This is a genomic window from Nonomuraea sp. NPDC046570 (assembly GCF_040645915.1).
In the GTDB taxonomy this organism is placed as follows: domain Bacteria; phylum Actinomycetota; class Actinomycetes; order Streptosporangiales; family Streptosporangiaceae; genus Nonomuraea.
Genome location: NZ_JBEYZF010000003.1, coordinates 1 through 25,773, shown reverse-complemented (window position 1 = coordinate 25,773; position 25,773 = coordinate 1). Strand labels below are relative to the sequence as shown.

At 71.4% G+C, this 25,773-nt stretch carries 21 protein-coding genes; 15 read left to right on the top strand and 6 right to left on the bottom strand.

Annotation, left to right across the window (positions count from 1 at the left end; all coding sequences use genetic code 11):
• The first annotated feature begins 16 nt into the window (after positions 1-16).
• Positions 17-3,115 carry a BTAD domain-containing putative transcriptional regulator gene (locus tag ABZ911_RS06240; RefSeq protein ID WP_358052479.1) on the top strand — a complete coding sequence of 1,033 codons (3,099 nt, stop codon included), beginning with the start codon at positions 17-19 and terminating at the stop codon, positions 3,113-3,115.
• On the opposite strand, the gene ABZ911_RS06235 is transcribed toward ABZ911_RS06240, so the two are convergent.
• Positions 3,064-3,558: an SRPBCC domain-containing protein gene (locus tag ABZ911_RS06235; RefSeq protein ID WP_358052477.1), complete on the bottom strand. Its 495-nt coding sequence runs from the start codon at positions 3,556-3,558 to the stop codon at positions 3,064-3,066. The genes ABZ911_RS06240 and ABZ911_RS06235 overlap by 52 nt on opposite strands.
• 224 nt (positions 3,559-3,782) lie before the next feature.
• Between ABZ911_RS06235 and ABZ911_RS06230 the strand changes: the two genes are divergently transcribed.
• Genes ABZ911_RS06230 through ABZ911_RS06220 form a run of 3 tightly spaced genes read left to right on the top strand, consistent with a single transcriptional unit; the run spans position 3,783 to position 7,216 of the window.
• Positions 3,783-4,715 (top strand): GNAT family N-acetyltransferase, encoded by a 933-nt coding sequence (locus ABZ911_RS06230; RefSeq protein WP_358052475.1) that lies wholly within the window; start codon positions 3,783-3,785, stop codon positions 4,713-4,715.
• Between the two features lie 56 nt (positions 4,716-4,771).
• Positions 4,772-6,037, top strand: a complete 1,266-nt coding sequence (locus tag ABZ911_RS06225) for a lanthionine synthetase LanC family protein (RefSeq protein WP_358052473.1) — start codon at positions 4,772-4,774, stop codon at positions 6,035-6,037.
• A 45-nt stretch (positions 6,038-6,082) separates the two neighbouring features.
• The gene (locus ABZ911_RS06220) at positions 6,083-7,216 is read left to right on the top strand and encodes an NAD(P)/FAD-dependent oxidoreductase (RefSeq protein WP_358052471.1); all 1,134 of its coding nucleotides are present in this window, start codon (positions 6,083-6,085) and stop codon (positions 7,214-7,216) included.
• Here the strand turns inward: ABZ911_RS06220 and ABZ911_RS06215 are convergent.
• On the bottom strand, positions 7,213-8,031 hold the full coding sequence (locus ABZ911_RS06215) for a UbiA family prenyltransferase (protein ID WP_358052469.1): 819 nt from the start codon (positions 8,029-8,031) through the stop codon (positions 7,213-7,215). The genes ABZ911_RS06220 and ABZ911_RS06215 overlap by 4 nt on opposite strands.
• A gap of 172 nt (positions 8,032-8,203) precedes the next feature.
• Here ABZ911_RS06215 and ABZ911_RS06210 point away from each other — a divergent pair, with 172 nt between their 5' ends.
• Genes ABZ911_RS06210 through ABZ911_RS06200 form a run of 3 tightly spaced genes read left to right on the top strand, consistent with a single transcriptional unit; the run spans position 8,204 to position 10,935 of the window.
• Entirely contained in the window at positions 8,204-9,259 is a 1,056-nt protein-coding gene (locus tag ABZ911_RS06210; protein WP_358052467.1) for a 3-oxoacyl-[acyl-carrier-protein] synthase III C-terminal domain-containing protein, read from the top strand.
• A gap of 7 nt (positions 9,260-9,266) precedes the next feature.
• Entirely contained in the window at positions 9,267-9,794 is a 528-nt protein-coding gene (locus tag ABZ911_RS06205; RefSeq protein ID WP_358052465.1) for an isoprenylcysteine carboxyl methyltransferase family protein, read from the top strand.
• A 25-nt stretch (positions 9,795-9,819) separates the two neighbouring features.
• Positions 9,820-10,935 carry an NAD(P)/FAD-dependent oxidoreductase gene (locus ABZ911_RS06200; RefSeq protein WP_358052463.1) on the top strand — a complete coding sequence of 372 codons (1,116 nt, stop codon included), beginning with the start codon at positions 9,820-9,822 and terminating at the stop codon, positions 10,933-10,935.
• Positions 10,936-11,379: 444 nt separating this feature from the next.
• On the opposite strand, the gene ABZ911_RS06195 is transcribed toward ABZ911_RS06200, so the two are convergent.
• Entirely contained in the window at positions 11,380-12,021 is a 642-nt protein-coding gene (locus ABZ911_RS06195) for a nucleotidyltransferase domain-containing protein (RefSeq protein WP_358052462.1), read from the bottom strand.
• 330 nt (positions 12,022-12,351) lie between these two features.
• Here ABZ911_RS06195 and ABZ911_RS06190 point away from each other — a divergent pair, with 330 nt between their 5' ends.
• The 4 genes from ABZ911_RS06190 to ABZ911_RS06175 all read left to right on the top strand — a co-directional run bounded on the left by ABZ911_RS06190 (position 12,352) and on the right by ABZ911_RS06175 (position 18,172).
• On the top strand, positions 12,352-13,590 hold the full coding sequence (locus ABZ911_RS06190; protein ID WP_358052460.1) for a glycosyltransferase: 1,239 nt from the start codon (positions 12,352-12,354) through the stop codon (positions 13,588-13,590).
• 59 nt (positions 13,591-13,649) lie between these two features.
• Complete coding sequence (gene helR, locus ABZ911_RS06185) at positions 13,650-15,797, top strand: RNA polymerase recycling motor ATPase HelR (RefSeq protein WP_358052458.1); 2,148 nt, start codon at positions 13,650-13,652, stop codon at positions 15,795-15,797.
• Between the two features lie 513 nt (positions 15,798-16,310).
• Positions 16,311-16,892, top strand: coding sequence for a helix-turn-helix domain-containing protein (locus ABZ911_RS06180; protein WP_358052456.1), 582 nt, complete (start codon positions 16,311-16,313; stop codon positions 16,890-16,892).
• 26 nt (positions 16,893-16,918) lie between these two features.
• Entirely contained in the window at positions 16,919-18,172 is a 1,254-nt protein-coding gene (locus ABZ911_RS06175; protein WP_358052455.1) for an MFS transporter, read from the top strand.
• Between the two features lie 586 nt (positions 18,173-18,758).
• On the opposite strand, the gene ABZ911_RS06170 is transcribed toward ABZ911_RS06175, so the two are convergent.
• Both ABZ911_RS06170 and ABZ911_RS06165 read right to left on the bottom strand, forming a co-directional pair.
• Entirely contained in the window at positions 18,759-20,114 is a 1,356-nt protein-coding gene (locus tag ABZ911_RS06170) for a hypothetical protein (RefSeq protein ID WP_358052453.1), read from the bottom strand.
• Positions 20,111-20,752 carry a helix-turn-helix domain-containing protein gene (locus tag ABZ911_RS06165; protein ID WP_358052451.1) on the bottom strand — a complete coding sequence of 214 codons (642 nt, stop codon included), beginning with the start codon at positions 20,750-20,752 and terminating at the stop codon, positions 20,111-20,113. Before ABZ911_RS06165 ends, ABZ911_RS06170 begins: the two co-directional genes overlap by 4 nt.
• Positions 20,753-20,981: 229 nt before the next feature.
• Here ABZ911_RS06165 and ABZ911_RS06160 point away from each other — a divergent pair, with 229 nt between their 5' ends.
• Positions 20,982-21,419 (top strand): Fur family transcriptional regulator, encoded by a 438-nt coding sequence (locus tag ABZ911_RS06160; RefSeq protein ID WP_358052449.1) that lies wholly within the window; start codon positions 20,982-20,984, stop codon positions 21,417-21,419.
• Between the two features lie 33 nt (positions 21,420-21,452).
• Complete coding sequence (gene katG, locus ABZ911_RS06155) at positions 21,453-23,684, top strand: catalase/peroxidase HPI (protein WP_358052447.1); 2,232 nt, start codon at positions 21,453-21,455, stop codon at positions 23,682-23,684.
• Here katG and ABZ911_RS06150 read toward each other — a convergent pair whose 3' ends face one another.
• Complete coding sequence (locus ABZ911_RS06150; RefSeq protein WP_358052445.1) at positions 23,685-24,110, bottom strand: hypothetical protein; 426 nt, start codon at positions 24,108-24,110, stop codon at positions 23,685-23,687. It lies immediately after the preceding gene.
• Positions 24,111-24,294: 184 nt separating this feature from the next.
• Between ABZ911_RS06150 and ABZ911_RS06145 the strand changes: the two genes are divergently transcribed.
• Together ABZ911_RS06145 and ABZ911_RS06140 are read left to right on the top strand one after the other, a co-directional pair.
• Positions 24,295-25,185, top strand: coding sequence for an alpha/beta hydrolase (locus ABZ911_RS06145; RefSeq protein ID WP_358052443.1), 891 nt, complete (start codon positions 24,295-24,297; stop codon positions 25,183-25,185).
• A gap of 199 nt (positions 25,186-25,384) precedes the next feature.
• A partial coding sequence (locus ABZ911_RS06140) for a helix-turn-helix domain-containing protein (RefSeq protein ID WP_358052441.1) occupies positions 25,385-25,773 on the top strand: 389 nt, incomplete at its 3' end.

The window sequence follows — 25,773 nt, the reverse complement described above, 5'->3', positions numbered from 1 at the left end:
CCTTAAGGTCGGTCACATGCGCTTTGGAGTACTGGGACCGGTGACAGCCTGGACCGACGGCGGAGAGGCCGTCACCATCCCCGGCCTCAAGGTGCGCGCGCTGCTCGCCGACCTGCTCGCCCACGAGGGCCGAGTGGTGTCCGTCGACCGGCTGGTCGACGACGTGTGGGGTGACGAGCCGCCCGGCAACCCGGTGGCGGCCCTGCAGGTACGGGTCTCGCAGTTGCGCCGGGCGCTGGAGGAGGCCGAGCCCGGCGGCAAGAACCTGGTGGTCTCGCAGGCCCCCGGCTACGCCCTGCGAATCGGCCCAGACGCACTCGACGCCACGCGCTTCACCGCGCTGGTGAGCCAGGAGCGACTGGCCGAGGCACTGGACCTGTGGCGTGGCGACGCCTTCGCGGACTTCGCCGACTACGAGTTCCCGCAGCCCGCGATCGCACGCCTGGAGGAGGCCCGCCTGTCCGCCGCCGAGGCGCTCGCGGAGGTACGGCTCGCCGCCGGAGACCCGGTCGAGGTGACCGAACTCGTCGCCCGGCACCCGCTCAGGGAACGGCTGCGAGCCGTCCACATGAAGGCGCTCTACCAGACGGGACGGCAGAGCGCGGCGCTGGCGAGTTACGGCGAGCTGCGCGAGCGACTCGCCGAGGAACTGGGGCTCGACCCTTCGCCCGAGCTGGCCGAGCTGTACGCCAGGATCCTTCGGCAGGACCCCGCGCTGAGCGGCAGAGCCGAGCGCCCGGCGACGAACCTGCCCGCCGCGGTCAGCGGCCTGATCGGGCGTGGCGAGGCGGTGGCCGAGGTAGGAGCCCTGCTGGAGACGGCGAGGCTGGTCACGCTCACCGGCTCGGGAGGTGTGGGGAAGACCAGCCTGGCGTTGGAGGTCGCCCGGCACCTGACCGGCGCGCACCCCGACGGCGCGTGGCTGGTCGAACTCGCCCCCTTTGACCGGCACACGCCGTCGCTGGCCGAAGCGGTCCTCGTCGCGCTCGACATCCGCGAGGACTCCGCGGGCGGCCTGCGGCGGCTCGTCGAGGCGCTGCGCGATCGGCGGCTGCTGCTGGTCCTGGACAACTGTGAACACGTGGTCGACCAGGCGGCCGAACTGGCCGAGGTGCTGCTTCGCTCCGTGCCGGGGCTGCGGATCCTGGCGACCGGCCGCGAGCCGCTGAACGTGGCGGGTGAGGTGCTGTGGAGCGTGCCCGCGCTGGCGCTGCCGGAGGGGTCCGAGCTGCTCACGGTGGCGAAGGCCGACGCCGTGCGGCTGTTCATGGCCAGGGCGACCGCGTCGGCTCGCGGGTTCGCGCTCGACGCCCAGAACGCCGAGGCGGTCGCGCAGCTCGTACGCAGGCTGGACGGCATCCCGCTGGCGCTGGAACTGGCCGCGACCCGGGTCAGGGCGCTCGGCGTCCATGAGCTGGTGGCCCGGCTGGACGACAGGTTCCGGCTGCTGGCCGGCTTCCAGCGGGGGGCTCCCGCGCGCCAGCAGACGCTGATGGCGATGATCGACTGGAGCTGGACGCTGCTCACCGAACCCGAGCGGGTCGTGCTGCGCCGCCTGGCCGTACACGCCGACGGCTGCACGCTGGAGGCGGCCGAGGCGGTGTGCGCGGTGTCGCTGGACGCGGCTCCGGAGCTCGACGTGGTGGACGTGCTGACGCGGCTGGTCGACCGCTCGCTGGTGGTGGTCGTGGAAGGGCCGACCGGGGTCAGATACCGGCTCCTGGAGTCGGTGGCGGCCTACTGCCTGCACCGGCTGGACGACGCCGGCGAGGTCGAGCTGGTACGGCAGGCGCACGTCGACCACTACGCGGCGCTCGCCGTACAGGCTGAGTCGTATCTGCGAGGGCACGAGCAGGCGGGCTGGCTGCGGCGGCTGGACGTCGAGGCCGCGAACCTGCGGGCCGCCCTCGACGCCGCCCCGGCGGCCGACGCCCTGCGGCTGGCGAACTCGCTGGCCTGGTACTGGTTCCTGCGCGGCCGGCTCGGCGAGGGCCTGCGCTCACTGCGGCTCGCGCTCTCCACCGACAGCGAGCAACACGACCGCGACGCGCTCGCCGCCGATCGGGCCAAGGCGCGGGCCTGGCAGGCGGGCTTCGCCTTGCTGCTCGGTGAGGACGCCGACTGGGAGTCGGCCCTGGACATCGCCGACCCCGGTGACCTGGCCAGGGCGCAGTGGTTCCTAGGGCTGGTCATGGCCGACGTGCTGTCGGCGCGGACGCTGGTCGACAGCGCGCTCGCGACGTTCCGCGAGGTCGGCGACCAGTGGGGAGCGGCGGCGGCGCTGAGCACGCGCGCCCGCGACGCCTTCGCCCAGCGCGACCTGGAGGCCCTGGAACGCGACGGCGGCGAAAGCGCCAGGGTGTTCAGGGAGCTGGGCGACCGCTGGGGTCAGCTGCAGGCCACCGAGTGGCTCGGCGGGCTGACCGAGACGCGCGGCGACTACGAGCAGGCCACCCGGCTGTTCAGCGAAGGTCTGCGCATGGCCGAGGAGCTCGGGTTGTGGCCCGAGGCCGTGCGGCGGCTGGCCTGGCTCGGCTGGATGGCCATGAGCGTCCGCGACTACGAGTCCGCCATGGAACACAGCGGCCGGGCGCTGCGCCTGGCCACCGATCAGGGCTACCGGGAAGGGCAGATCTTCGCTGAGATGGGGTACGGCTTCGCCGCCCGCCGGGCGGGCCTGCTGGAGTTGGCGCAGACCCATCTCGACCATCTGCTCGACGGCGTCCCGCGAGACGGCGACCCTCCGCTGTTCCTGCCAAGCACCCTGGTCGAACTGGGCTTCGTCCACGAGCGGCGTGGCGACGCCGAGGGCGCGCGCGAGCTGTTCCTGGAGGCGATCGCCGCCGCCAGGACCGTCGGCGATCCCCGGACGACCGCGTTCGCCGTCGAGGGGCTGGCCGCCGTGTCGGCTCCGGAGCAGAGCGCCCGGCTGCTCGGTCTGGCCGCCGCCGCCAAGCGGGCACACCGCACCCCGCCCTCCCACTCGGAGCGGGACGAGGTGCGGCGGATCACCGGCAGGGCCAGGGACGCGCTGGGCGAGGAGGCGTTCGCCGCCGCCTACGCTCACGGCAGTGAGCTGACCTTCGACGACGTGGCCTTCGACAGCATGGCCTGAACGGTCAGGTGCTCGGCCAGCCGGTCGAAGAACTCCTGCCAGCCCGCCTTGGCCTGCTCCGCGTGCTCGGCGTCGGTGTTGACCCCGAACTGGTGGAACCGCATCGTGGTGCCGTCCGCGTGCTCGTGCAGGGTGAGGGTGGCCACCGAGGCGGGTACGTCGCCGGGATTGTCCGGGTCGCCGGTGGTGAAGACCAGCCGATCCGGCCCCACGACCTCCCGGTAGACGCCCCGCAGCGTGACCTCGAAGCCCTCCTCGCCCAGCAGGGTGGCCTGCCAGGCGCCGCCGGGGCGCACGTCCAGCACGACCCGGTCGGCGGGGGTGGTGAAGATGCGCGGCCCGAACCAGCGGGCGAAGCGCTCAGGCTCGGTCCAGGCGCTGTACACCTGCTCGCGCTGCGCGGCGAAGTCACGGACGATCTCGTACTCGGCGGTCTTCATCATGGTGGCCCTTTCAAGGCTTCTCGGCTCGCTCCAACACTGCCGTGCGCCCCTTACGGTCCCCCTCAGGTGTCCTTAAGCTCGAAAAGTCTTTGACGTACGGCGACGCCGCCCCCTAGAGTCGGCGCCGCACGCACCCGCAGCGAAGAAAGGAGGCCGGCGATGTACCGTTCGTCCCTGGCGCTTCCCGCTTCTCGCGTAGGTGGCGCCTCCCTGTAGGAGGCTTGGTGTTCTTTCGTTCCACCGTCGAGGCCGATCTCGACGCTCTACTCGCCTGCGCCGTCGACGAGCCCATCAGCTGGGCCGAGCCGCGCAGGCTCCGCGACTACCTGGCCGGTGGCCAGTACCGTCACGACCGGATCTGGGTCGCCGAGCACGACGGCCGGATCCTCGCCCGGGCCGTATGGTGGGGGTTCGCGGGCACCGGCAAACCGCTCGCGCTCGACTGCGTCTGGGTCCACGAGTCGGTGGACGACCGGGTGGCCCTGGCCGCCGACCTGCTGAAGGCCGCACATGAGGCGTTCGGCGACCGCCCCGAGTACCACATCTTCCTGCCCAACGGCTGGCGCGAGCTGCCCGAGGTGGCCGCCGCGCTGGCCTGGCGCAGGGAGGCCGCCGAGCGCGCCGGGCTGACCGGCGAGCTCGAACGGCTGCGCTACGAGTGGACCCCGCGGGCGGGTGTCGCCGAGCCCACGGGGCGGCTGGTGTTCCATCCCGAACCCGACGACCAGGTGTTCCTCGACGTCTTCGCCCAGGTCGCCGAGGGCAGCCTCGACGTCGACACCGTCAGGTCGCTGGCCTCCTCCTCCGCCGAGGAGCAGGCCCGTGAGACGCTGGAGACGTACACCGCCATGAAGGGCGAGCGCGACTGGTGGCGCCTGGCCCGGACGGCGGAGGGTGAGCTGGTGGGCTTCGCCCTGCCGTCCGCCAACGACGGCGGGCCGGTCGTCGGCTACCTGGGCGTGGTGCCGGGGCAGCGCGGGCGCGGCTACGTCGGCGAGCTGCTCGACGAGATCACCCGGTTCCTCGCCGCCCGGGGTGCCCAGCGCATCGCGGCCGACACCGACACCACCAACCTCCCGATGGCCGGGGCGTTCGAGCGGGCCGGATACCGCAACTTCGCGGTCCGCCTGGTCCTGTCCCCAGAGAATCCCTTCTAACCGACTGGTTTAATGGGTTATTGTGGTCTCAGTGGACTCCATAGGAGACTGAGCGCATGAGCCCGATCGAGGCCGCGGTACAAGCCGGGCGGTGGATTCGCTCGGCCGCGGTCGACGACGCGCGCGGGCGGCACTGGCTGGCGGGAGCCGGCGGGGCAGCCGCCCTCCCGCATCGGCCCGCCTCGCTCTACTCGGGCGCGGCGGGCATCGTCCTGTTCTTCCTGGAGCTCGCCGCCGTCGACGCCTCCTACCTCGACGACGCGGCCCGCGGCGCCCGCTACCTGTCGGCGGTCTGGCCCGAGCAGGGCGACCCGACCCTGCACGACGGGCTGGCCGGCATCGTCTTCGCCCTGGCCGAGGCGGGCTGGGCGACCGGCGACGACTCCTTCTCCCTGGCCGCCGCCGACGCCGCCGACGAACTGGTACGGCGGGCCGGCCCCACCGGCTGGACCGGCGACCCCGCCCAGCGCGGCGACGGCGGCATCGTGCTGGCCCTGCTGCACGCCTCGGCGATCCTCGGCGTCTCCGCCTACGAACGGGTCGCGGTCGAGGCCGGCCTCAGAATCGCCCGCGCCCCCGTGCCGGGCCACCGCTTCGGCGCCGAGCCGTCCCAGGACCTGCCGGTCGACGCGGTCAGCCCCGGCTTCCTGTCCGGCACCTCCGGCACCGCCTTCCTGCTCGCCCGCCTCTACGGGGTGACCGGGGAGCGGTCGTTCCTGACCGCGGCGCAGCGCGGCGCCGCCTTCGTCAAGGCGGTCAGCGAGGTCAGCGGGTCGTGCGCGCTGGTGCCGCACCACGTCCCGCAGGGCAGGCACCTGCACTACCTCGGCTTCTGCTCGGGGTCGGCCGGCGTGGCCAGGATGTTCCACGAACTGCACCGGGTCACCGGAGACGCGGCGGACCTCGAATGGGTGGAGCGGCTGGCGCACGGCATCATGACCAGCGGGGTGCCGGGCCGGGCCACCGACGGGTTCTGGGACGTCAAGTGCCAGTGCTGCGGCGCGGCCGGGCTGGTGGAGCTGTTCGTCGGGCTGTGGGCGGCCAGCGGGCGGGAGCCGTACCTGGACTTCGCCAGGACGCTCGGGCGGCACCTGGCCGCGGCCGGGGAGGACGGGCGGTGGCGGCAGGCCTACCGCAGGCTGCGGCCCGCCGAGATCACCGCCGACACCGGGTACATGGTCGGCTCGGCCGGGATCGGCGCCGCGCTGCTGCACCTGGACGCCGCCGAGCGCGGCGACCTGCGGCGGCTGATCCTGCTGCCGGACAACCCCTTCCCCGCCATCCCCGCCGCCTCGCTCAGACGCCTCCCCTCCGATCCGTAGGCCTTGCGTGGTTTCGCCCGCCCGTGGCGTGGGAGGTCTTCCCGGGTGGACGAGGTGTGGGATCTGGTGGTCGTCGGCGGCGGCCCCGCGGGCTCGGCGGCGGCCCTACGCGCCCTGCAGGTACGGCCCGCCGCCCGGGTTCTCCTGCTCGACAAGGCGGACTTCCCCCGCGACAAGGCCTGCGGCGACGGCATAGCCGCCCACTGCCGCGACGAACTGGCCCTGCTGGGGCTGCCCGACCTGATCGCCGACTACCGGCCGACGCCGCGCCTGTCCGTCGTCTCGCCCGGCGGCACGCGGGTCTCGGCGGAGGCGGCCAGGCCCAACCACGTCGTCCCGCGCAAGGTCTTCGACGCCCGCCTCGTCGCGGCAGCCCGGCTGCGAGGCGTCGAGGTCCGCCGCCACCGCGTCCGCACCCTGGCCGCCCACGGCCCGCACGTCGTCCTCGACGGCGTCATCACCGCGCGTGCCGTCGTCGCCGCCGACGGGGCCAACTCGGCCGTGCGCCGCCTCATCGGCCTGCCCCCGCCGCCCGACCGGCACACCGCGATCGCCGTACGCGGCTACGCGGACGTGCCCGAAGGCGACGACGTCCAGCTCATCGCGATGCAGGAGCAGGGCTGGCCCGCCTACGCCTGGTCGTTCCCGATCGGCGACGGCACCGCCAACGTCGGCTTCGGCATGCTGCTGCCCCGGCTGCACGCCACCGGCCTGCCGGGCCGCCAGGTCCTGCACGGACGGCTCGCCCACCTGCTGCCCCACCTGCCCGCCCGCGACCTGCGCGCCCACCTGCTGCCGCTGTCCCCCGGACGGCCGAGGCCGGGCGCCGGGCGGGTCCTGCTCGCCGGGGACGCGGCCGGGCTCATCAACCCGCTCACCGGCGAGGGCATCTTCTACGCGATGCTGTCCGGCAGACTCGCCGCGGAGGCCGCCGTCCAGGCCGCCGACCCGCTGCCCGCCTACCGCCGGGCGATGCGCCGCTCGCTCGGCCGCCACCTGCGCACCACCGACGTCCTGGCCCGCGCCGCCCAGTCGCCCGGCTTCATCGACGCGGCCATCGGCGTCGCCGCGACCCGCAAGGAGGTCTTCGACCTGCTGGTCGAGGTCGGCCTGGGCAAAGGCACGGTCCCGCCGGGGATCGCGCTGGCCGTACTCCGCCGCTGGCTCACCGGACGCTAGCCGGTGAGCGCGGCCCCGTTGCCGACCAGCAGGGCCACGTCGACCGCGGCCACGCCGATCGCGGCCGTGAACGGCGCCTTCGGATACCGTGCGCTCGCGGGCAGACCGGCGCCCGCCAGGACGCACGCCGCGGCCAGCGCCGCCCACCCGAGGCCCGCCCCGCCCCGCGGCCCGAAGGCGAGCAGGCAGGTCGCGGCCAGCAGCGGCACGGGCAGCAGCAGCTTGACCCGGGCCGCGCCCAGCCGCTGCGGCCAGCCGCGCACCCCGGCGGCCAGGTCGGCGGGGATGTCCGGCAGCACGTTCGCCAGATGCGCCCCGACGCCGAGCAGCGCCGCCGCCGACACCGCCCACCAGGCGGGCCACGGCTGACCGGGCAGCCCGAGCGTGACGAACGCGGGCAGCGCCCCGAAGCCCACCGCGTACGGCAGCCACGACCACGCGGTCGCCTTCACCCCGAGGTCGTAGGCCCACGCGGCGCCGACCCCGGCCAGATGCACGAGCCCGGCCGCCGGACCCGAAGCGAACGACAGCGGCACGCAGCACAGCAGCGCGGCGAACGCGGCGGCCCGCACGGTCACGGCGCCCACCGCGCCCTCGACGATCGGTTTGCCCGCGCGACCCGCCCCCGCGTCGCGCCCGGCGTCCACCGCGTCGTTGCACCAGCCGACCGAGAGCTGGCCGCTCAGCACCGCCGCCGCCACCAGCACGCACCCGGCGGCATCACGCCCGCTCGCCACCGCCAGCGCGGTCACCAGGGCGGTGACCGCCACGGTCGGGCCGGGATGGCAGGCCCGCGCCAGCCCGATCACCGTCACAGCACCGATCCTAGGCGGATTCCCCAGCCCGTCCACGGGTATAGCCGGGCTGAACCGGTCGCCTACCGCTCGGGGGAACCCACATGACCCGTAATGTCCCGCGCGGAGGAATCCAGCCGATCACCAGCCATCCGTACGGGACGACCCCCGGCACCCCCGCCGGGACAGGCCGATGACCCGCATAGCCTCCGTCAGCGGCGTGCTGCCCCCCAACCGCTACACCCAGTCCGAGCTGACCGACCTGGCGGCGCGGATGTGCCTGCCGGACGGCGTCGGCCGCCGCCTGCTCGACCGCCTGCACGCCGCAGCCAGGGTGGAGACCCGCCACCTGGCCCTCCCGATCGAGCAGTACGGCAAGCTCGACGGCTTCGGCGCCGCCAACGACGCCTTCATCACCGCCGCCGTCGACCTGGGCGCGCAGGCGGTCGGCGAGGCGCTGGACGCGGCGGGCCTGACCCCCGGCGACGTCGACCTGATCATGTTCACCTCGGTGACCGGCGTCGCCGCGCCCTCCGTGGACGCCAGGCTGGCCGGGCGGCTGGGCCTGCGCCCCGACGTCAAGCGGGTGCCCGTGTTCGGGCTGGGCTGCGTGGCCGGCGCCGCGGGCATCGCCCGCCTGCATGACTACCTGCGCGGCTGGCCCGGCCACGTCGCCGTGCTGCTGTCGGTCGAGCTGTGCTCCCTCACCCTGCAGCGCGGCGACTCCTCGACCGCCAACCTGGTGGCCGGGGCCCTGTTCGGCGACGGCGCCGCCGCGGTGGTGGCCCTCGGCGCGGACCGTGCCGGCGGCCGGGGGCCGGCCGTGGTAGCCACGCGCGGCCACCTTTACCCGGACTCCGAGCACGTGATGGGCTGGGATGTCCGCGACAGCGGGTTCGGCGTGGTGCTCGACGCGGGCGTCCCCGACGTCGTCCGCACCTACCTCGCCGACGACGTGCACGCCTTTCTCGGCGACCACGGCCTGACCACGAAGGACGTGACCGCCTGGGTGTGCCACCCCGGCGGCCCCAAGGTCCTGGAAGCCGTCGCCGAAACCCTCGACCTGCCGTTCGGAGCGCTGGACCTGACGTGGCGCTCCCTGGCCGCCAACGGCAACCTGTCCTCGGCCTCGGTGCTGCACGTCCTGCGCGACACCCTCGCCCTGCGCCCACCCGAACCGGGAACCCCCGGCCTGCTCATCGCGATGGGCCCCGGCTTCTGCTCCGAACTCGTCCTCCTACGCTGGTAGCGGCCCGATGACCTGGTACGTTCTCCTCGTTCTGGCGGTCGGCGCGGAACGCCTCGCCGAACTCGCCGTCGCGCGCCGCAACACCCGCTGGAGCCTGGAACGCGGCGGCATCCGGTACGGCCAGGGCCACTACCCGTTCATGGTGGCCCTGCACACCGGCCTGCTCGCCGGCTGCCTGCTGGAGGCGGCCCTGGCCGACCGCCCGTTCCTGCCATGGCTCGGCTGGCCGATGCTCGCCCTCGTCATCGCCGCCCAGGGCCTGCGCTGGTGGTGCATCACGGCTCTCGGCCCGCGCTGGAACACACAGGTGCTCGTGGTCCCGGACCTACCCCTGGTGACCACCGGCCCCTACCGGTACGGCTGGCTGCGCCACCCCAACTACGTCGCGGTCGCCGTCGAGGGCGTGGCCCTCCCTCTGACGCACACCGCCTGGATCACCGCCCTGACCTTCACCCTCCTCAACGCCGCCCTGATGGTGGTGCGGATCCGCTGCGAGAACACCGCCCTCGCCACCGCCTCGAACGCGGCGACGTGATCGGCGGGCTTCAGCGGAGGAGGGGGTGGGCGACGTGATCGACGTGCTGGTGGCCGGGGGCGGGCCCGCCGGGCTGGCGACCGCCATCCACGCGGCGCTCGCCGGGCTGGAGGTCGTGGTCGTCGAGCCGCGCTCCTCGCCGGTGGACAAGGCGTGCGGTGAGGGCTTGATGCCGAGCGGCGTGGCCGCGCTGCGGGCGATGGGCGTGGAACCGTACGGCAGGCCGCTACACGGCATCGAGTACCTCGACAGCCGCCGCCGCGCCCGCGCCACGTTCTCACCGGGTACCGGTGCGGGTGTGGGGCTGGGCGTCCGGCGCACCGTCCTGCACGCCGCCCTGTCCCGCAGAGCCGCCGATCTCGGCGTGACCACCGTCACCGGCCGGATCACCGCGGCCCGCCAGGACGAGAAAGGCGTCGAAGCCCAACTCACCCGGCCTCCCGCAGGAGACCTCCAAGCCCACCGGGGCGAGGAGACGCGCTCGCGTGAGGAGTGGAGAACAGGCGGGGGGATGCGGGCGCGGTGGCTGGTGGCCGCCGACGGTCTGCACTCGCCGCTCCGCGAGGCGCTGGGGCTCGCGCTGCCGTACGCGGGCCAGCGGAGATACGGCCTGCGCAGGCACTACGAGATCGCCCCTTGGACGGACTTCGTCGAAGTGCACTGGTCGGGCACGGGGGAGGCGTACGTGACCCCGGTCGGCGACGATCTCGTGGGTGTGGCGGTGCTCAGCTCGCGGCGCTGCGGCTTCGACGAGCACCTGGCCGCCTTCCCCGACCTGCGTGCCCGCCTGGACGCCCCACCCGCCACCCCGGTACGCGGCGCGGGCCCGATGCGGCAGCGCGTACGCGCCCGGGTGGCCGGCCGGGTGCTCCTGGTGGGCGACGCCGCCGGATACACCGACGCGCTCACCGGCGAGGGCATCTCACTGGCGGTACTCTCCGCGAAAGCCCTGGTCGGTTGCCTGACGAAGGGGAGGCCCGCCGACTACGAGCGCGCCTGGCGCCGACTGTCGCTGGCCCACCGCCTCCTCACCGGCGCGCTTCTGCACGCCGCCCGCCGCCCCGGCACCGCCAGCCTGGTCGTCCCCGCCGCCCACCACCTGCCCGCCCTCTTCACCGGCGCCGTCCGCGCCCTGTCCTGACCACGCCCAGGACGCGGACCGAAGCGAGCGGTGATGTGCGCCGGGTGTCGCGCAATGTGGGTGAGGTGAGGGTGGCGAAGGTCGGGTGGGTGCGGTTTCGCTGGTCGCGTGCGGTGGCCCGGCGGGGTGAGGTCGTATCGGGTCGCCCTGGATGCGGCGGGGCGTTGGCATGTGGCGTTCGCCGCGCTCCCCGAGCCGCGCCCCCCTCCTGGTAATGGTGGGGTTGTCGGTGTGGACCGTGGCGTGAGTGTGTCGGCGGCGTTGTTCACCGGCGAGTTGCCGAACGCGCCCACGCTGCGCGACCGAAGATCAATCCGCGTTTCACGTCGCGGACCTGCAACGCCTGCAGGCATGTCGCCGGGGAGAGTCGTGAGAGCCAAGCGCTCTTCCTGTGGGGTAGTCGCCGTTGGAATCCCCCGCCTTCACTTCAGGCGGGGGAGGATGTCAAAGGTGAGCCGCGCGCACCTCCATCAGGAACTCCTCCACGGCCGCACGGCCGGGCTCCTCGGGCAGCACGCTGCCCGGCAGCGCCCCGGACAACCGGGTGGCGAGGTCGGCGCGCCAGGCGTCGACCTCCGCCCAGGTCAGCTCGCCGCGCCGGACCGCGAGAAGCCGGTCGCGGTGGCCGCCCACCTCCAGGAGCGGCTCGCCGCGCTCGACCAGGCTGAGGCCGCTGAGCAGCAGCCTGATCATGTGCATCGCCTGCTTCCACCTGGGGCGCGCCGGGTCGAGGCGGCGGAACTGGGCGTCGGCGTAACCCGCGAACGAGCGGTGCGCCCGCCTGGACAGGAACGCCGTACGCAGCGCCCGCAGCCGCTCGCCCTCCGGCGTGACCCGCTCGACGATCGGCGACCACAGGCACTCCAGCACCGTCGGGTTGGCCTCAAGCGCCAGCACGCAGAAGCGCTCCACCTCCCACGAGAACTGCTCGGGTAGCGGCCCGTCGCGATGCGTCGGCGGCTTGTCCAGCCGCCAGAAGTCCCGCGTCGGCGCCACGAACACACCCCGCCGGTCGACGTCGGAGGAGGCGGTGTCCAGACCGTAGGCGCGCGACCCCACCACCACCGACAGCACGAGATCATCCATCGGGGCAGGCTACTGGACACTCCCGCTCCGGTGACCTCGAGGTTCTACCTGATTCCCGTGGAGACTCGGCCTCGGCCTGGCCGCATAGAGACGGTGAAGAACCTCTCGTTCCGCGGCTGCATCCGTGGGCCCATGGGAGATCCTCTTGGGCCGGCGCGCTGCCGCTTCGGGAGGCGGTTGTCCGTCCACCGCGGACGATGAAGGGGAAAGGGGAGTACCCGCTCCTTTCCACTCTCAACGTATAGCGCACCGGGGGGCTTGCGGCAAGACCCGGGTCGTGCCCCAGAATGGGCGGCCGAAGCCAGGACCTGCGTAAATGGGGGATGCGAAGTGCGTGTGTTGTTGTCGACGTATGGGTCGCGGGGGGACGTCGAACCGGTGGTGGCACTCGCGGTGCGGTTGCGGGGACTCGGCGCGGAGGTGCGGGTGTGCGCGCCGCCGGACTTCGCGGAGCGGCTGGCCGAGGTCGGCGTGCCGCTGGTGCCCTTCGGCCAGTCGGCGCGCGTACTGACGACTGTGGCGCCGCCGCCGTCGTCGGCGAACCTGCCCCAGCGGGCGGCCGAGTTGATCGCCAGCCAGCTCGACGCCGTCACCGCGGCGGCCGAGGGGTGTGACGCGTTGGTGGCGACCGGCATGATGCCGGCCGTGGCCGGCGCGCGGTCGGTGGCCGAGAAACTGGGCATCCGCTACGTGCACGCGACCTTCCAGCAGCTCACCCTGCCGTCGCCGCACCACCCGCCGCTGGCGTATCCGGGCCGGCCGTTCCCGCCGGACGTGACCGACAACCGGGTGCTGTGGGAGCTGGACGCCCAGAGCATCAATGCGCTGTTCGGTGAGGCGCTCAACACCAACCGGGCGTCGATCGGCCTGCCCCCGGTGGACGACGTTCGCGACTACGCCATGGGCGACCAGCCGTGGCTGGCGACGGACCCGGCCCTGGACCCGTGGCAGGAGACGCCGGACCTCGACGTCGTACAGACCGGCGCGTGGATCCTGCCCGACGTTCGCCCACTCCCGGCCGAGTTGGTGGCGTTCCTGGACGCCGGCACACCACCGGTGTATGTGGGCTTCGGCAGCATGCCCATGCGCGCATCGACGGACGCCGCCCAGGTGGCCGTCGAGGCGATCCGAGCGCAGGGCCGCCGCGCGCTCGTCGCCCGTGGCTGGGCCGACCTGGCCCTGATCGACGACCGGGACGACTGCTTCGTCGTCGGCGAGGTCAACCATCAGGTCCTGTTCGGCCGGGTGGCCGCCGTCGTGCACCACGGCGGCGCGGGTACGACGACGACGGCCGCCCGGGCTGGCGCGCCTCAGGTGGTGGTACCCCAGGCGACGGACCAGCCGTACTGGGCCGGCCGGGTGGCCGAGCTGGGCATCGGCGCGGCACACGACGGTCCGACTCCGACCACCGAGTCCCTGTCAGCCGCGCTCAGGACCGCCTTGGCCCCTGAGACCCGCGCACGAGCGGCCGCCGTGGCCGGCACGATCAGCACCGACGGGGCGGCGGTGGCCGCGAAGCTGCTGCTCGACGCGGTCAGCCGAGAAGAGGCCGCGAATGTCCGCGCGTGAACCATGCGGGTCGTTGAGCTGGGAAAGTGCCTCGTCCACCTCTGATCGGAGTTAGTAGCGTGAACCCCCTGACTACCAGTGCGTTCGACCTTCTCGACCACCTCGCCCCCAAGGCCGACGCGACGCTGATCGCCGGCGATGAGCAGCACTTCGCGGCCATCGCGGAGAGCCTCGAGCAGTCGATCGCCGACCTGTCCGACCGCCTCGACGCCGAGCGCAAGTCGCCCGGCGGCAAAGGCCGGCAGGCGATGGACCGGGACATGGAGATCCACCGGCTGAGCGCTCGCCTGCGCGCACTGCGTCGATTCGGTTTGGACCTGTGCCTCGGACACATGGTCAGCTTGGACAACCCCGAGCCCGTGTACGTCGGACGACTTGGCCTCACGGACAGCGCGGGTCGTCGGCTGCTGCTCGACTGGCGCTCCCCAGCGGCCGAGCCGTTCTTCGGAGCGACCCACGCCAACCCGATGGGTCTGGCAAGCCGCCGCAGGTATCGCTGGACCCGCGGCCGGATCAGCGACTACTGGGACGAGGTGTTCACCTCGGACGGGATTGAAGGGCACGCCGCGCTCGACGACCAGTCCGCCTTCATCGCCAGCCTGGGCAGCAACCGGTCGCCCCGGATGCGCGACGTGCTCGGCACCATCCAGGCCGACCAGGACGCCATCATCCGGGCGGGATCCCGCGGCGCTCTCGTCGTCGACGGCGGTCCGGGTACGGGGAAGACCGTCGTCGCTCTGCACCGCTCCGCCTACCTCCTCTACTCCGACCCTCGCCTCGGTCACCGCCGGGGCGGCGTGCTGTTCGTCGGTCCGCACCAGCCCTACCTGGCCTACGTCGCCGACGTCCTCCCCAGCCTCGGAGAGGAAGGCGTGCAGACCTGCACCCTGCGGGACCTCGTAGCCGAGGGAGCCGCGGCGGCGATCGAGGCCGACCCGGACGTGGCCCACCTGAAGTCGTCCGCGAACCTGGTGAAGGCGATCGAGCCGGCCGTCAGGTTCTACGAGAACCCGCCCACCAAGGGGATGACGATCACGACCCACTGGTCCGACATCTGGCTGAGCGCCGACGATTGGGCCGAGGCGTTCGAAGCGGCAGAGCCCGGTACTCCGCACAACGAGGCGCGCGACCAGATCTGGGAGGAACTGCTCACGATCCTGATGGACAAGCACGACGGCGACGCCTCGGCCGGCCTGCTCCGCAAGTCGCTGCTGCAGAACAGGGAGCTGCTCACGACCTTCAACCGCGCGTGGCCGCTGATCGAAGCGGCAGACCTCGTCGGAGACCTGTGGTCGGTACCCGCCTACCTGCGGATGTGCGCTCCCTGGCTCAGCCCCGATGACGTTAAGAAGCTGCAGCGCGAGGACGCCCAGGCGTGGACGGTGTCCGACCTGCCGCTCCTGGACGCGGCGCGGCAGCGGCTCGGCGACCCGGAGGCGTCGCGACGTAGGCGCCGCCATGAAGCCTCTGTCGCCGCCGAACGCGAGCGCATGGCCAGGGTTGTCGACAACATGCTCGAGGCCGATGACGACGGTGAGGGTGTGGTGACGATGCTGCACGGACAGGACATACGGGACGCCCTGGTCGACGAGACCGCATCGCCCAGCGCCGAACCGGACCGGCTCGCCGGGCCGTTCGCGCACATCGTCGTGGACGAGGCTCAGGAACTGACCGACGCAGAGTGGCAGATGTTGTTGCTCCGCTGCCCGTCCCGGAGCTTCACCATCGTCGGGGACCGTGCCCAGGCCAGGCACGGGTTCACGGAGTCGTGGCAGGAACGGCTCGAGCGGATCGGGCTCGACCGGATCAACCTGGCCTCCTTGAGCATCAACTACCGGACGCCGGAAGAAATCATGGCGGAAGCCGAGCCGGTCATCCGGGCCGTGCTCCCGGACGCCAACGTGCCGACCTCCATCCGCAGCAGCGACGTCCCCGTCGTACACGGATCTGCTTCGGATCTGGGCTCGATCCTCGACACCTGGCTCGCCGCGCACGCCGACGGGATCGCCTGCGTCATCGGCGATCCCACGTTCCGGGCGACGTCCCGCGTCCGGTCGCTGACCCCGGAGCTGTCGAAGGGGCTCGAGTTCGACCTGGTCGTCCTCATCGACCCAGAGGCGTTCGGCAAGGGCATCGAAGGAGCGGTCGACCGCTACGTCGCGATGACCCGAGCGACCCAGCGACTCGTCATCCTCACGAGCTCCTGACGTCGGCCGAGACCTCGTCGAGCTTGTGCGGGACAACCTCATCACCATCCCTCGCGAAGATCGGCTTCCTCGGACGCCGGGGGGTGCCGGATACGGACGGGCTTTGGCCGGATCGGCAGGCTGTCGTCCGCGGCGGCCTGCCCGGCTTCTGCGAGCGCCCGGTAGAGATCTTGCTGGGGTCGTCGTACTTCGCAGGGGCTTCGAGCTGGCGGAGTACGGCACCGGGCCGCGCCGAACTCGGCTGGAGATAGGTCCCGCCCGTTCGAGCCACGACTGCGCGCTCAGCTGACGGCAGCGCCGAACCACTTGGGCAGCTGGCTGAGCAGATCCTGCTGGTCTTCACCGACCCACGCCACGTGGCCGTCCGGCCCTCACCGTGCCGATTGAGCATGTGGTGCCCGAGTGCTGGCAGGAGGCGGTGGTCGACGAACGCGGCTGGATCGAGCGCGATCGCCAACAATTCTTCGCGAATGAGTGTTTGCGAATGAGTGTTTGCGGTTTAGGCTTCGGGGCATGACCGAACCCCGCGAGAGCGTGGTCGTCCTCGACGCCAAAGGCCTGCGGGCACTGGCCCACCCGGTGCGGGTGCAACTCGTGGACCTGCTGCGCAGACATGGCCCGTCCACCGCCACCCGCCTGGCCGAGCGCCTGGGGGTGAATTCGGGTACGGCCAGCTACCACCTGCGCAGGCTCGGCGCCGCCGGATTCGTGGAGGAGGACACCGAGCGAGGCAACGCCCGCGAGCGCTGGTGGCGCTCGGTCCACCTCGTCACCCGTCTCACCGACGACGAGCTGGCGGAGCGGGAGCCCGAAGCGGTGCTGGCCTACATGCAGTCCATCGCCGCCTTGTACAACCTGCGCACCCAGCGGACGCTGAACGACCTGCAGACCATGCCAGGGCAGTGGCGGCGCGTGCTCAACCTCAGCTCCTTCGCACTGCGTCTCACCCCGGAGGAGGGGCAGCGGCTGCGCGAGGAACTGGAAGAGACCATCTCCCGCTACCGCCGCGACATGCCCGGCGAGGCGGCGCCCGAGGGCGCTGCGCGGGTCTCGCTGATCACGCAGCTCCTGCCTGAGCTGCCGGAGGGCGCGTGATGGGATCGCGCGGGTCCTTACGCCCGATGGCCGGCCTGCTCGCGGCCATGACGGTGTCGCTGACCGGCACGCGGGTGTCGGCCATCGCGCTGCCCTGGTTCGTACTGACGACGACCGGGAGTGCGGTGCAGACGGGGGTGGTGGCATTCGCGGAGATGGCCCCGTACGTGCTGGTCAAGGCGCTGACCGGGCCGCTGGTCGATCGGGTCGGGCCGCGCCGGATCTCATGGATCGGGGACGTGGTGAGCGCTGCGGCGGCTGGGGCTGTGGTCCTTCTGCACGCGCTGGACCTGCTGCCGCTGGGTGCGCTAATCGCCCTGGTCGCGGTGGTCGGCGCGGCCCGTGGTCCAGGGGACCTGGCCAAGGAGATCATGGTTCCCGAGGCGGCCGAGCGAGGGCGGGTGCCGCTGGAGCGAGCCACCGGTCTGATGGGCGTGACCGAGCGGCTGGCCCAGACGGTGGGGCCCGCGGCGGGGGGCACGGTGGTGGCGCTACTCGGGCCGCTGGCCAGTCTGGGCATCAGCGTCACCTGCTTCGCGCTCGGCTCCGTGGTCGTGGCGTGGGCGTTGCCCCGCGGCATGGGGCACCGCGCGCCGGCGCAGGAGGTGACGGAGGGGTACTGGCGGCGGTTCGGCCAGGGCTTCGCGTTCCTGCGCGGCGAACCGCTGCTGCTCTCCGTGGTCGTCATGGTCGGCGTCACGAACTTGCTCGACGCGGCCTTCAGCCAGGTACTCGCGCCCGTGTGGGCCAAGGAGTCCGGCCACGGCCCCGCCCTGGTCGGTCTGAACAGCAGCGTGATGGGGTTGACGGCCGTCGGCGGCAGCCTGGTCGCGGCCGCCGTGGCGCACCGGATGCGGCGCAGGCCGGTGTTCTTTGTCGCGTTCCTGCTCGCCGGGCCGTCGCGGTTCCTCATCCTGGCGGTGGACGCGCCGGTGTGGGCCATGGTGGCGGTGTTCGCGGTGGGCGGGTTCGCCGTCGGGTTCCTGAACCCGATCCTTGGGGCGATCTCCTACGAGCGGGTGCCGCGGCGCCTGTTGGGCCGGGTCAACGCGCTGAGTGACTCCCTCGCATGGGCCGGGATACCGCTCGGAGGGCTGGTGGGCGGGGTGGCGGTGGCGGCCGTGGGGCTGGCGCCGGTGCTGCTCGCGAGCGGGGCGACCTACGCGCTCACCACGAGCCTGACGGGGCTGCGGCCCGAATGGCGGGAGATGGACCGGCTGCGCGGCCAGGGCCCACCCGCCGTACCAGCGCCACGGGAAAGCACTGACACGACGACATAGGCAACGCTGATCAACGGTCACCCTGATCACGCCGGCGCCCCGGTGCTCGCCACGACCGCCACGCTCACCGCCGCCCTGGCCAAGACCAACAAGGAGCTGACCAAGGCCAACCGTGGCCTGGAAAAGGACCTCGCCGGTGTCGGCAGTACTGGCAGCCGTTGCGCGCCACGGTCAGCCATGGTTATGCGGCACCTCGCCCCTGAGGTTGTCAGTCATCTGGGCGGCATGGATGGCGACCAGTGCGGTCTGCAGGCGTGGCGGTCCACGAGCCGAAGGCCCGTCCTCACCAGCACCCAGCCGAGCCGCTCCTCGAAAGCACTGATGACCGACGCGGGGGCGACCAGGCGGGCTTTGCGCTGCCGGTCAGCCTCCTCCCATAGCTCACGGGCTCGTACGCCTTCAACGAATAGGTATAAGTCTGGATGCATCGTGATCTCCTGGATGGTCGTCATGGTCGGAACGGGAAGCCGTACGTGTGCACGGCGACGTACTCACAGCTCTGTACGCGCGACAGCGGCCGTGGCTGGTGAACATGGCCGGTAAGTGGGTCTGTGCGGACTTGTGGTAGCACCCTGTGATCCTTCGGTCAGATGCGGGGCGGAGCATCCGCGCTCGGAGAGGGCGACGCCGTGGTGTGCTGGGCTGTCGTCGTGGCGGTCGCAGCAGTCGGTTTGCCGCGGTGGATCCATAGGAGGGCTCCTGTCAGCAATACGGCTCCTGCCAGCAACCAAGGAATCGGGCCGGGCGGCAGGACACCTATGAGTAAGCCAGTGAGGGCGCAGGCAAGTTGCAAGGCGAGAGACTGGACGGATAAGGCGGTAGCGCGGCCCGCACTCGTGACCCGGCGGTGCAGGAGGTCGTTTTCGCTCGGGCCCGCAGAGCCGAGCCCGAGGTAAACCAGGCCGTAGCCGGTGGCCGCGAGGGCTGTCGCGGGTGCTCCGGTGGATGCTGCGGTGGCGCCGAGGAGTAGCAGTCCGCTGGCGCTGGTCCCAAGGCTTGCCAGGACCGCGCGCTCGCCGCTGCCTGCCAGGCGTGCGATGAGCGGTGCGAGGTGGCTCCCGAGACCTGAACAGAGGAAACCGGCGCAAGCAAGCGCGGCGAAGACCACCGCGCCAGACTCGGATGCGCCGGTCAGGGTCGCGACGCGGCCCGGTGTGAGCAGTTCGATGGCGGCCAGGGCACTGCCGGCGGCTGCTGCGCTGAGGAGGATACGGCGGACCATCGCGTCGCGTCCGCCCAGGCGCAGTCCACTGGCGATGGTGGCAGGGATGCCTCGTAGAACGCCGTGCAGAGTGGCCGCTGGCCGAGGTGGCTCGCGCAGGGCTGTCATGACGTACAGCACGAAGGCGATCTCGATAGCAGCGGCCAACAGCAGCGGGACCGATAGAGGAAGAACCAGGCCGGAGGTTGCTTCGCTCAGTCGCGTACCCACGTCCGGGCCGGTTGCCAGCAGCCAGGGTACGGCGCCGCCGAGCAGGGTGCCGGTGGCCAGCGCCGCCGATGTTGCGGACTTCCCTCGGGCTAGACCGGGGCGCAGGTCGGCGCCAGGGCCGGAGTGCGCATGGACGATGTCGACGTACCAGGCCTCGGCTGGTCCGCTGGACAGGGCTCGGCCCGCCCCCATGAGGGTCATACCGCAGGTGAGCACCCAGGGTGTGGTGCCCAGACCCAGGAGCATGAAAGCGGTCAGGTTCAGCAGACCGGCGGCGGCCAGGACGGTTCGGCGTCCAAGAACGTCGGACAGCCCTCCTGTGGGCAGCTCCAGCGCGGCGGCGGTGAGAGAGTGCGCGGCGAAGAAGCCCGCGATGGCGACGAGGGACATGCCACGTTCGGTGAAGAGCAGGATCAGGGGCGCGATGGTCAGCCCGGCTGGCAGCCAGAAGAGCACGCAGGCTGTGACATAGCGGCGACGTGCGGCGCGCATGCTCAGCGGCTCGGTCACGATGCGTCCTCGTCCGTAGACACGGGAACGGAGGCGTCCGGATCAAGGTCGGGATCGTGCGGTGCCAGGGGCAGCCCGGCGATGAGGAAGACGACCTGCGCGACGCGTGGATCGCCCGCGTCTCGGGTGGTCAGTTCCTCCACTTTCCGATCGAGCACCTGCCGCAGCTCGGTGAGAGACTCGGGGGTCAGCCGGAGCAGCAGGTCGGATATATCCGATGGTTCCAGCCACTCTTGGCCGAGCCGCCCGGCAGCGATGTCGGCCTCATGCCGGACGAGGGACGCCTCCAGGTGCTCGATCTGGCGCCTGCGTGTGAAGCTGACGAAGGCGCGGCTTTCGGGCGCGGCGTCCATCGCCTTGTTGCTCCAGGACGTCACCAAGTGCACCGCCCGCCAGCGGCGCTCTCGCCTGTCGCGGTGCTCGGCCTCGGCGACGAACGCATACTGCGCCAGAACCCGCAGGTGGTAGCTGGTGGAAGCGGATGTCTGTCCGGTCCTGGCCGCGAGTTCGCTCGCGGTGGCAGGTCCGTCTTGTCGCAACAATCCGAGCAGCCGGATGCGCAAGGGGTGCGTGAGTGCCTTCAACGCGGCGGCGTCCTGCTCAGGATCGAGAACACGCTTGTGCTCTTCACTGGCCATGGCCAAAGAGTAGATCCACCAACCGTCTTTCCCAAAGTATTTTTGCAAAAAATCTTTGGGAAAGATGCTGCAGTGACGCTCGGCGCAAAAGTGGGGGCCGTGACGCGTCGCCCCCAAGTCCACCAATCGGACGTCACGTTAGAACAGGGCAAACATCGCCTAACGTGATGTAAGGCTTGAATCGGTCGTTGTCTTGAATTATTCGTGTTTGTGTAGGTAGGTTGGCGCTATGACCGCATCCCTGCCCCTGACCACTGCCGAGGAGCTGCGTGGTGCGGGTCTGCGGGTGACGGCTGCCCGCGTCGCGCTGCTCGATACCGTCCGCGGCGGTGACCACCTCGACGTCGAGACGGTCGCCTCCAGGGTGCGCGATCGCGTAGGCCATATCTCCCTTCAAGCCGTGTATGACGCGCTCCATGCGCTCACCGCGGCTGGACTCGTACGCCGTATCGAACCGCCCGGTAGCCCGGCCCTGTACGAGGGGCGCATCGGGGACAACCACCACCACATCGTGTGCCGGTCGTGTGGTGTCGTCGCCGACGTCGACTGCGCGGTCGGTGAGGCGCCCTGTCTGACCGCCTCCGACGACCGCGGCTTCTCCATCGATGAGGCCGAGGTCATCTACTGGGGCCTGTGCCCGGGCTGTTCCCCCGCCCGTACGTCATGAGCACCGTGATCCGACTAGCTCGGAAGGATTCCCATGTATGAGAACAATGATGCAATCGTCGTAGACGCGAAGACGGAGGGCGGAGGTGGCTGCCCGGTCGCGCACGGGCGCGCCGCACACCCGACCCAGGGCGGCGGAAACCGCCAGTGGTGGCCGGAGCGGCTCAACGTGCGGATCCTCGCCAAGAACCCCGCCGTGGCCAACCCCCTCGGCGCGGAGTTCAACTACGCCGAGGCGTTCAAGACCCTCGACCTCGCGGCCGTGAAGCAGGACATCCTGGAGGTGCTGACGACCTCGCAGGACTGGTGGCCGGCCGACTTCGGCCACTACGGCCCGTTCATGATCCGGATGGCGTGGCACAGCGCGGGCACCTACCGGATCAGCGACGGCCGCGGCGGCGCCGGGGCCGGCCAGCAGCGCTTCGCCCCCCTCAACAGCTGGCCGGACAACGGGAACCTCGACAAGGCTCGCCGCCTGCTGTGGCCGGTCAAGAAGAGGTACGGCAAGAGCCTCTCGTGGGCCGACCTCATGATCCTCGCCGGCAACGTCGCCCTGGAGTCGATGGGCTTCAAGACCTTCGGTTTCGCCGGCGGTCGTGAGGACGTCTGGGAGCCCGACGAGGACGTCTACTGGGGTCCCGAGTCCACCTGGCTCGGCGACGAGCGCTACACCGGCGACCGGGAGCTCGAGAACCCCCTCGCCGCGGTCCAGATGGGCCTCATCTACGTCAACCCGGAGGGTCCGAACGGCAACCCGGACCCTCTCGCCGCGGCGCGTGACATCCGTGAGACGTTCCGCCGGATGGCGATGAACGACGAGGAGACGGCCGCCCTGATCGCGGGCGGTCACACCTTCGGCAAGACGCACGGTGCGGGCCCAGCTGACGAGGTCGGCCCCGCCCCCGAGGCTGCCTCGATCGAGGAGCAGGGCCTCGGCTGGAGGAACACCTACGGCACCGGTAAGGGGGGCGACACGATCACCAGCGGTCTCGAAGGTGTATGGACGAACACCCCGGTGACGTGGGACAACAGCTTCCTCGAGATCCTGTACGGCTACGAGTGGGAGCTGTTCAAGAGCCCTGCCGGCGCGCACCAGTGGAGGCCGAAGGACGGCGCCGGGGCGGGCACCGTCCCCGACGCCCACGACCCGTCGAAGAGCCATGCCCCGACGATGCTGACGACCGACCTCTCGCTCCGCGTGGACCCGGTCTACGAGCAGATCACGCGACGCTGGCTCGACAACCCCGACGAGTTCGCGGACGCCTTCGCCCGGGCGTGGTTCAAGCTGACCCACCGCGACATGGGCCCGGTCGTGCGCTACCTCGGCCCGGAGGTCCCGGCCGAGACGCTGCTGTGGCAGGACCCCCTCCCCACGGTGACGCACGAGCTCATCGACGCCGAGGACGTCGCCTCCCTCAAGGGCCGGATCCTCGCCTCGGGCCTGTCGGTGTCCCAGCTCGTGTCCACCGCGTGGGCGTCGGCCTCGTCCTTCCGCGGCAGCGACAAGCGCGGCGGCGCCAACGGTGCGCGCGTCCGCCTCCAGCCGCAGAGCGGATGGGAGGTCAACGACCCCGACCAGTTGGCGACGGTGCTGCGCACCCTGGAGGGGATCCAGGAGGCCTTCAACGCCGCCCAGACCGGCGGCAAGCAGATCTCGCTCGCCGACCTGATCGTGCTCGCCGGCGGTGCTGCCGTCGAGCAGGCCGCGAAGGACGCCGGCTTCGACGTCGAGGTCCCCTTCACGCCGGGCCGCGTGGACGCCTCGCAGGAGCAGACCGACGTGGAGTCGTTCGCCGCGCTCGAGCCGATCGCCGACGGGTTCCGCAACCACCTCGGGAAGGGCAACCGGCTGCCGGCCGAGTACCTGCTGATCGACCGGGCGAACCTGCTCAACCTGAGCGCCCCCGAGATGACGGTCCTCGTGGGCGGCCTCCGCGTCCTGGGCGCGAACTCCCAGCAGTCGCCGCTCGGCGTCTTCACCACGGCCCCCGGGTCTCTGACCAACGACTTCTTCGTCAACCTGCTCGACCTGGGCACGACGTGGAAGGCGACATCCGAGGACGCGAACACGTTCGAGGGTCGCGACGCCGCCACGGGCGAGGTCAAGTGGACCGGCAGTCGTACCGACCTCGTCCTCGGGTCGAACTCCGAGCTGCGCGCGCTCGCCGAGGTCTACGCGAGCGATGACGCGAAGGAGAAGTTCGTCAACGACTTCGTCGCGGCGTGGGACAAGGTCATGAACCTCGACCGGTTCGACCTCGCCTGATCATGACGTCCAGGTCGGCCCGCACCGGCAGACCTGGACGTCCCCGGTCCGAGGGGTCTCGACATCGTCCGCCTCCAGCGCGACGTTGTCTCCCAGCAGATCTACGAGGTCGACGCCAGACCAGCGGAGGTGGAGGGGTATCGGCTTGAGCGTGCTGGGTCCGCTGTCGTCACCGAGCCGGCACAGGCCGCGAGTGGGGTGGTGGTCCCACTGGCTTCCACTGTGCCGGCGGCTCAGCAGGTCGCGGACATCGCCCAACACCTGCAGCGGGTCGTTGTACACCAGATCCAGCAGTGTGTCGTTCATGGCCTGCCGGAGCTGGAGCATCTCGGCGCGAGGCACTGCGTGGCCGGCGAGGCGTGCACACAGATCTTCGACGAGAGTCGTCTTCCCGGTACCGTACGCTCCGGAGACTCCGATCCGCATTCGTGACGCTCCTCACATACTCATTCGCGCGCTGGATGGCCCACAGGTTTGTCACGTTGCATGGACGTCCAGTCGATCTTCTTATCCGCTGAGTTCAGCCCCGGCGAACGGGCCCGCCACGGCGTCATTGTCCGCAGTGTTAACAAGTTGCCTCGCCTGGGTGCTGACGGGCAGGGTGTAGACGATGTTGGGAACACAGATCAAGTTGCCCGTCAGCGACGGTGTGCTGTCGGGGTTGGATTTCGGCGGCCAGGGGACAACGGGCGTGTTGCTGGTCCACGGCAGTGGTCATAATGCCGCGGTATGGACGGATGTGGCGTCCCGTCTGGTGGAGCACTGTCACCCGGTGGCGGTGGACCTGCGTGGGCACGGGCAGAGCACGCCTGCGTCGAGCACGCCCGAGCAGTACTGGCGGGACCTCGGCGACGTCGTGGAGGCCTTGGAGTGGGACCGTCCCGTGCTGGTGGGTCATTCCACGGGTGGGTACGCCGTGACCGCGGCGGCCGCCGCCGGCCTGGTGGACGCGGCGGCGTTGTGCGTGGTCGACGGCATGGTGCTCGACGACCGGGGCACGGCGACACTCGCCCAGGCCCAATGGCAGGGCCCGGAGGCGGCGGAACGGCTACGGGAGATGTTCCGCTACGGCTGGCGGGCCGGCGAACAGCAGATGCACGCGTACGTCGAGCAGTGCGTGCGTGAGAGCGGAACCGACTGGCTCAACGCCGGAGCACGCCCTGAGCTGGTGCGTGAGGTCATGCGGCGCGCCTTCCTGCGTCGTGCGGACGGGCTCTGGGAACGCCGTCCGACCATCGAGGAGATTGCCGCCGTCAGCGCTCCAGACCCTCACGCGGTGATCTATCCGAGCGTGGATGTGTACGCGCATGTCGGGCGCCCGATCACGTTCGTGTTGCCCGACCGTGGCTTCTACGCCCAGCGCCGCGACGAGATGCAGGTCGTGGTCGATGCCGCTCCGGGCCGCGAACTGATCGAGATCGCGGCCAACCACAACGTGCCGATGACACGGCCGGCCGATCTGGCCACGGTCATCGTCGAGCTGGTACGCCGCCACCCCTGATCGCCGCGCTCCAGACGCCGGACGAGCGACCTGGCAGTGTCATGGGCACAAAAATCGGTTCGGGAGTTCTCAGTCACGGACGCGAAGGCGGGCCCCTACGGGATCACAACCGGGCCCGACGGCGCGACTCTACTTCGATAATCGAAGTAGATGCTACTATTTTCGTAGTTCAGTTTGGCCGACTACGGACGTGGTGGCGATGGCGAGCGCGAAGATCCCTGAGAAGACCTCCGAGAAGGTCGGCGAGAAGGTCGGCGAGAAGGTCGGAAAGCGTACGTACGGGCAGGCGTGTCCCATTGCCCACGCGCTCGACATGATCGGCGAGCGCTGGGCACTGCTGGTGGTGAGGGAACTGCGTCTCGGGCCACGCCGCTACGCTGACCTGCAGGCCGCCCTGCCCGGACTGGGCCCCAGTGTGCTCGCACAGCGGCTACGTGCTCTCGAGGCGGTCGGCGTTCTGCGCAGGCGTACGCTGCCACCGCCTGTGGCCGGTAGGACGTACGAGCTGACCGAATGGGGCGCCGAGTTGGAGCCGGTGTTCGCGGCGCTTCGGACCTGGGGCATGCGCTCACCGGTCGTGCCACTGAC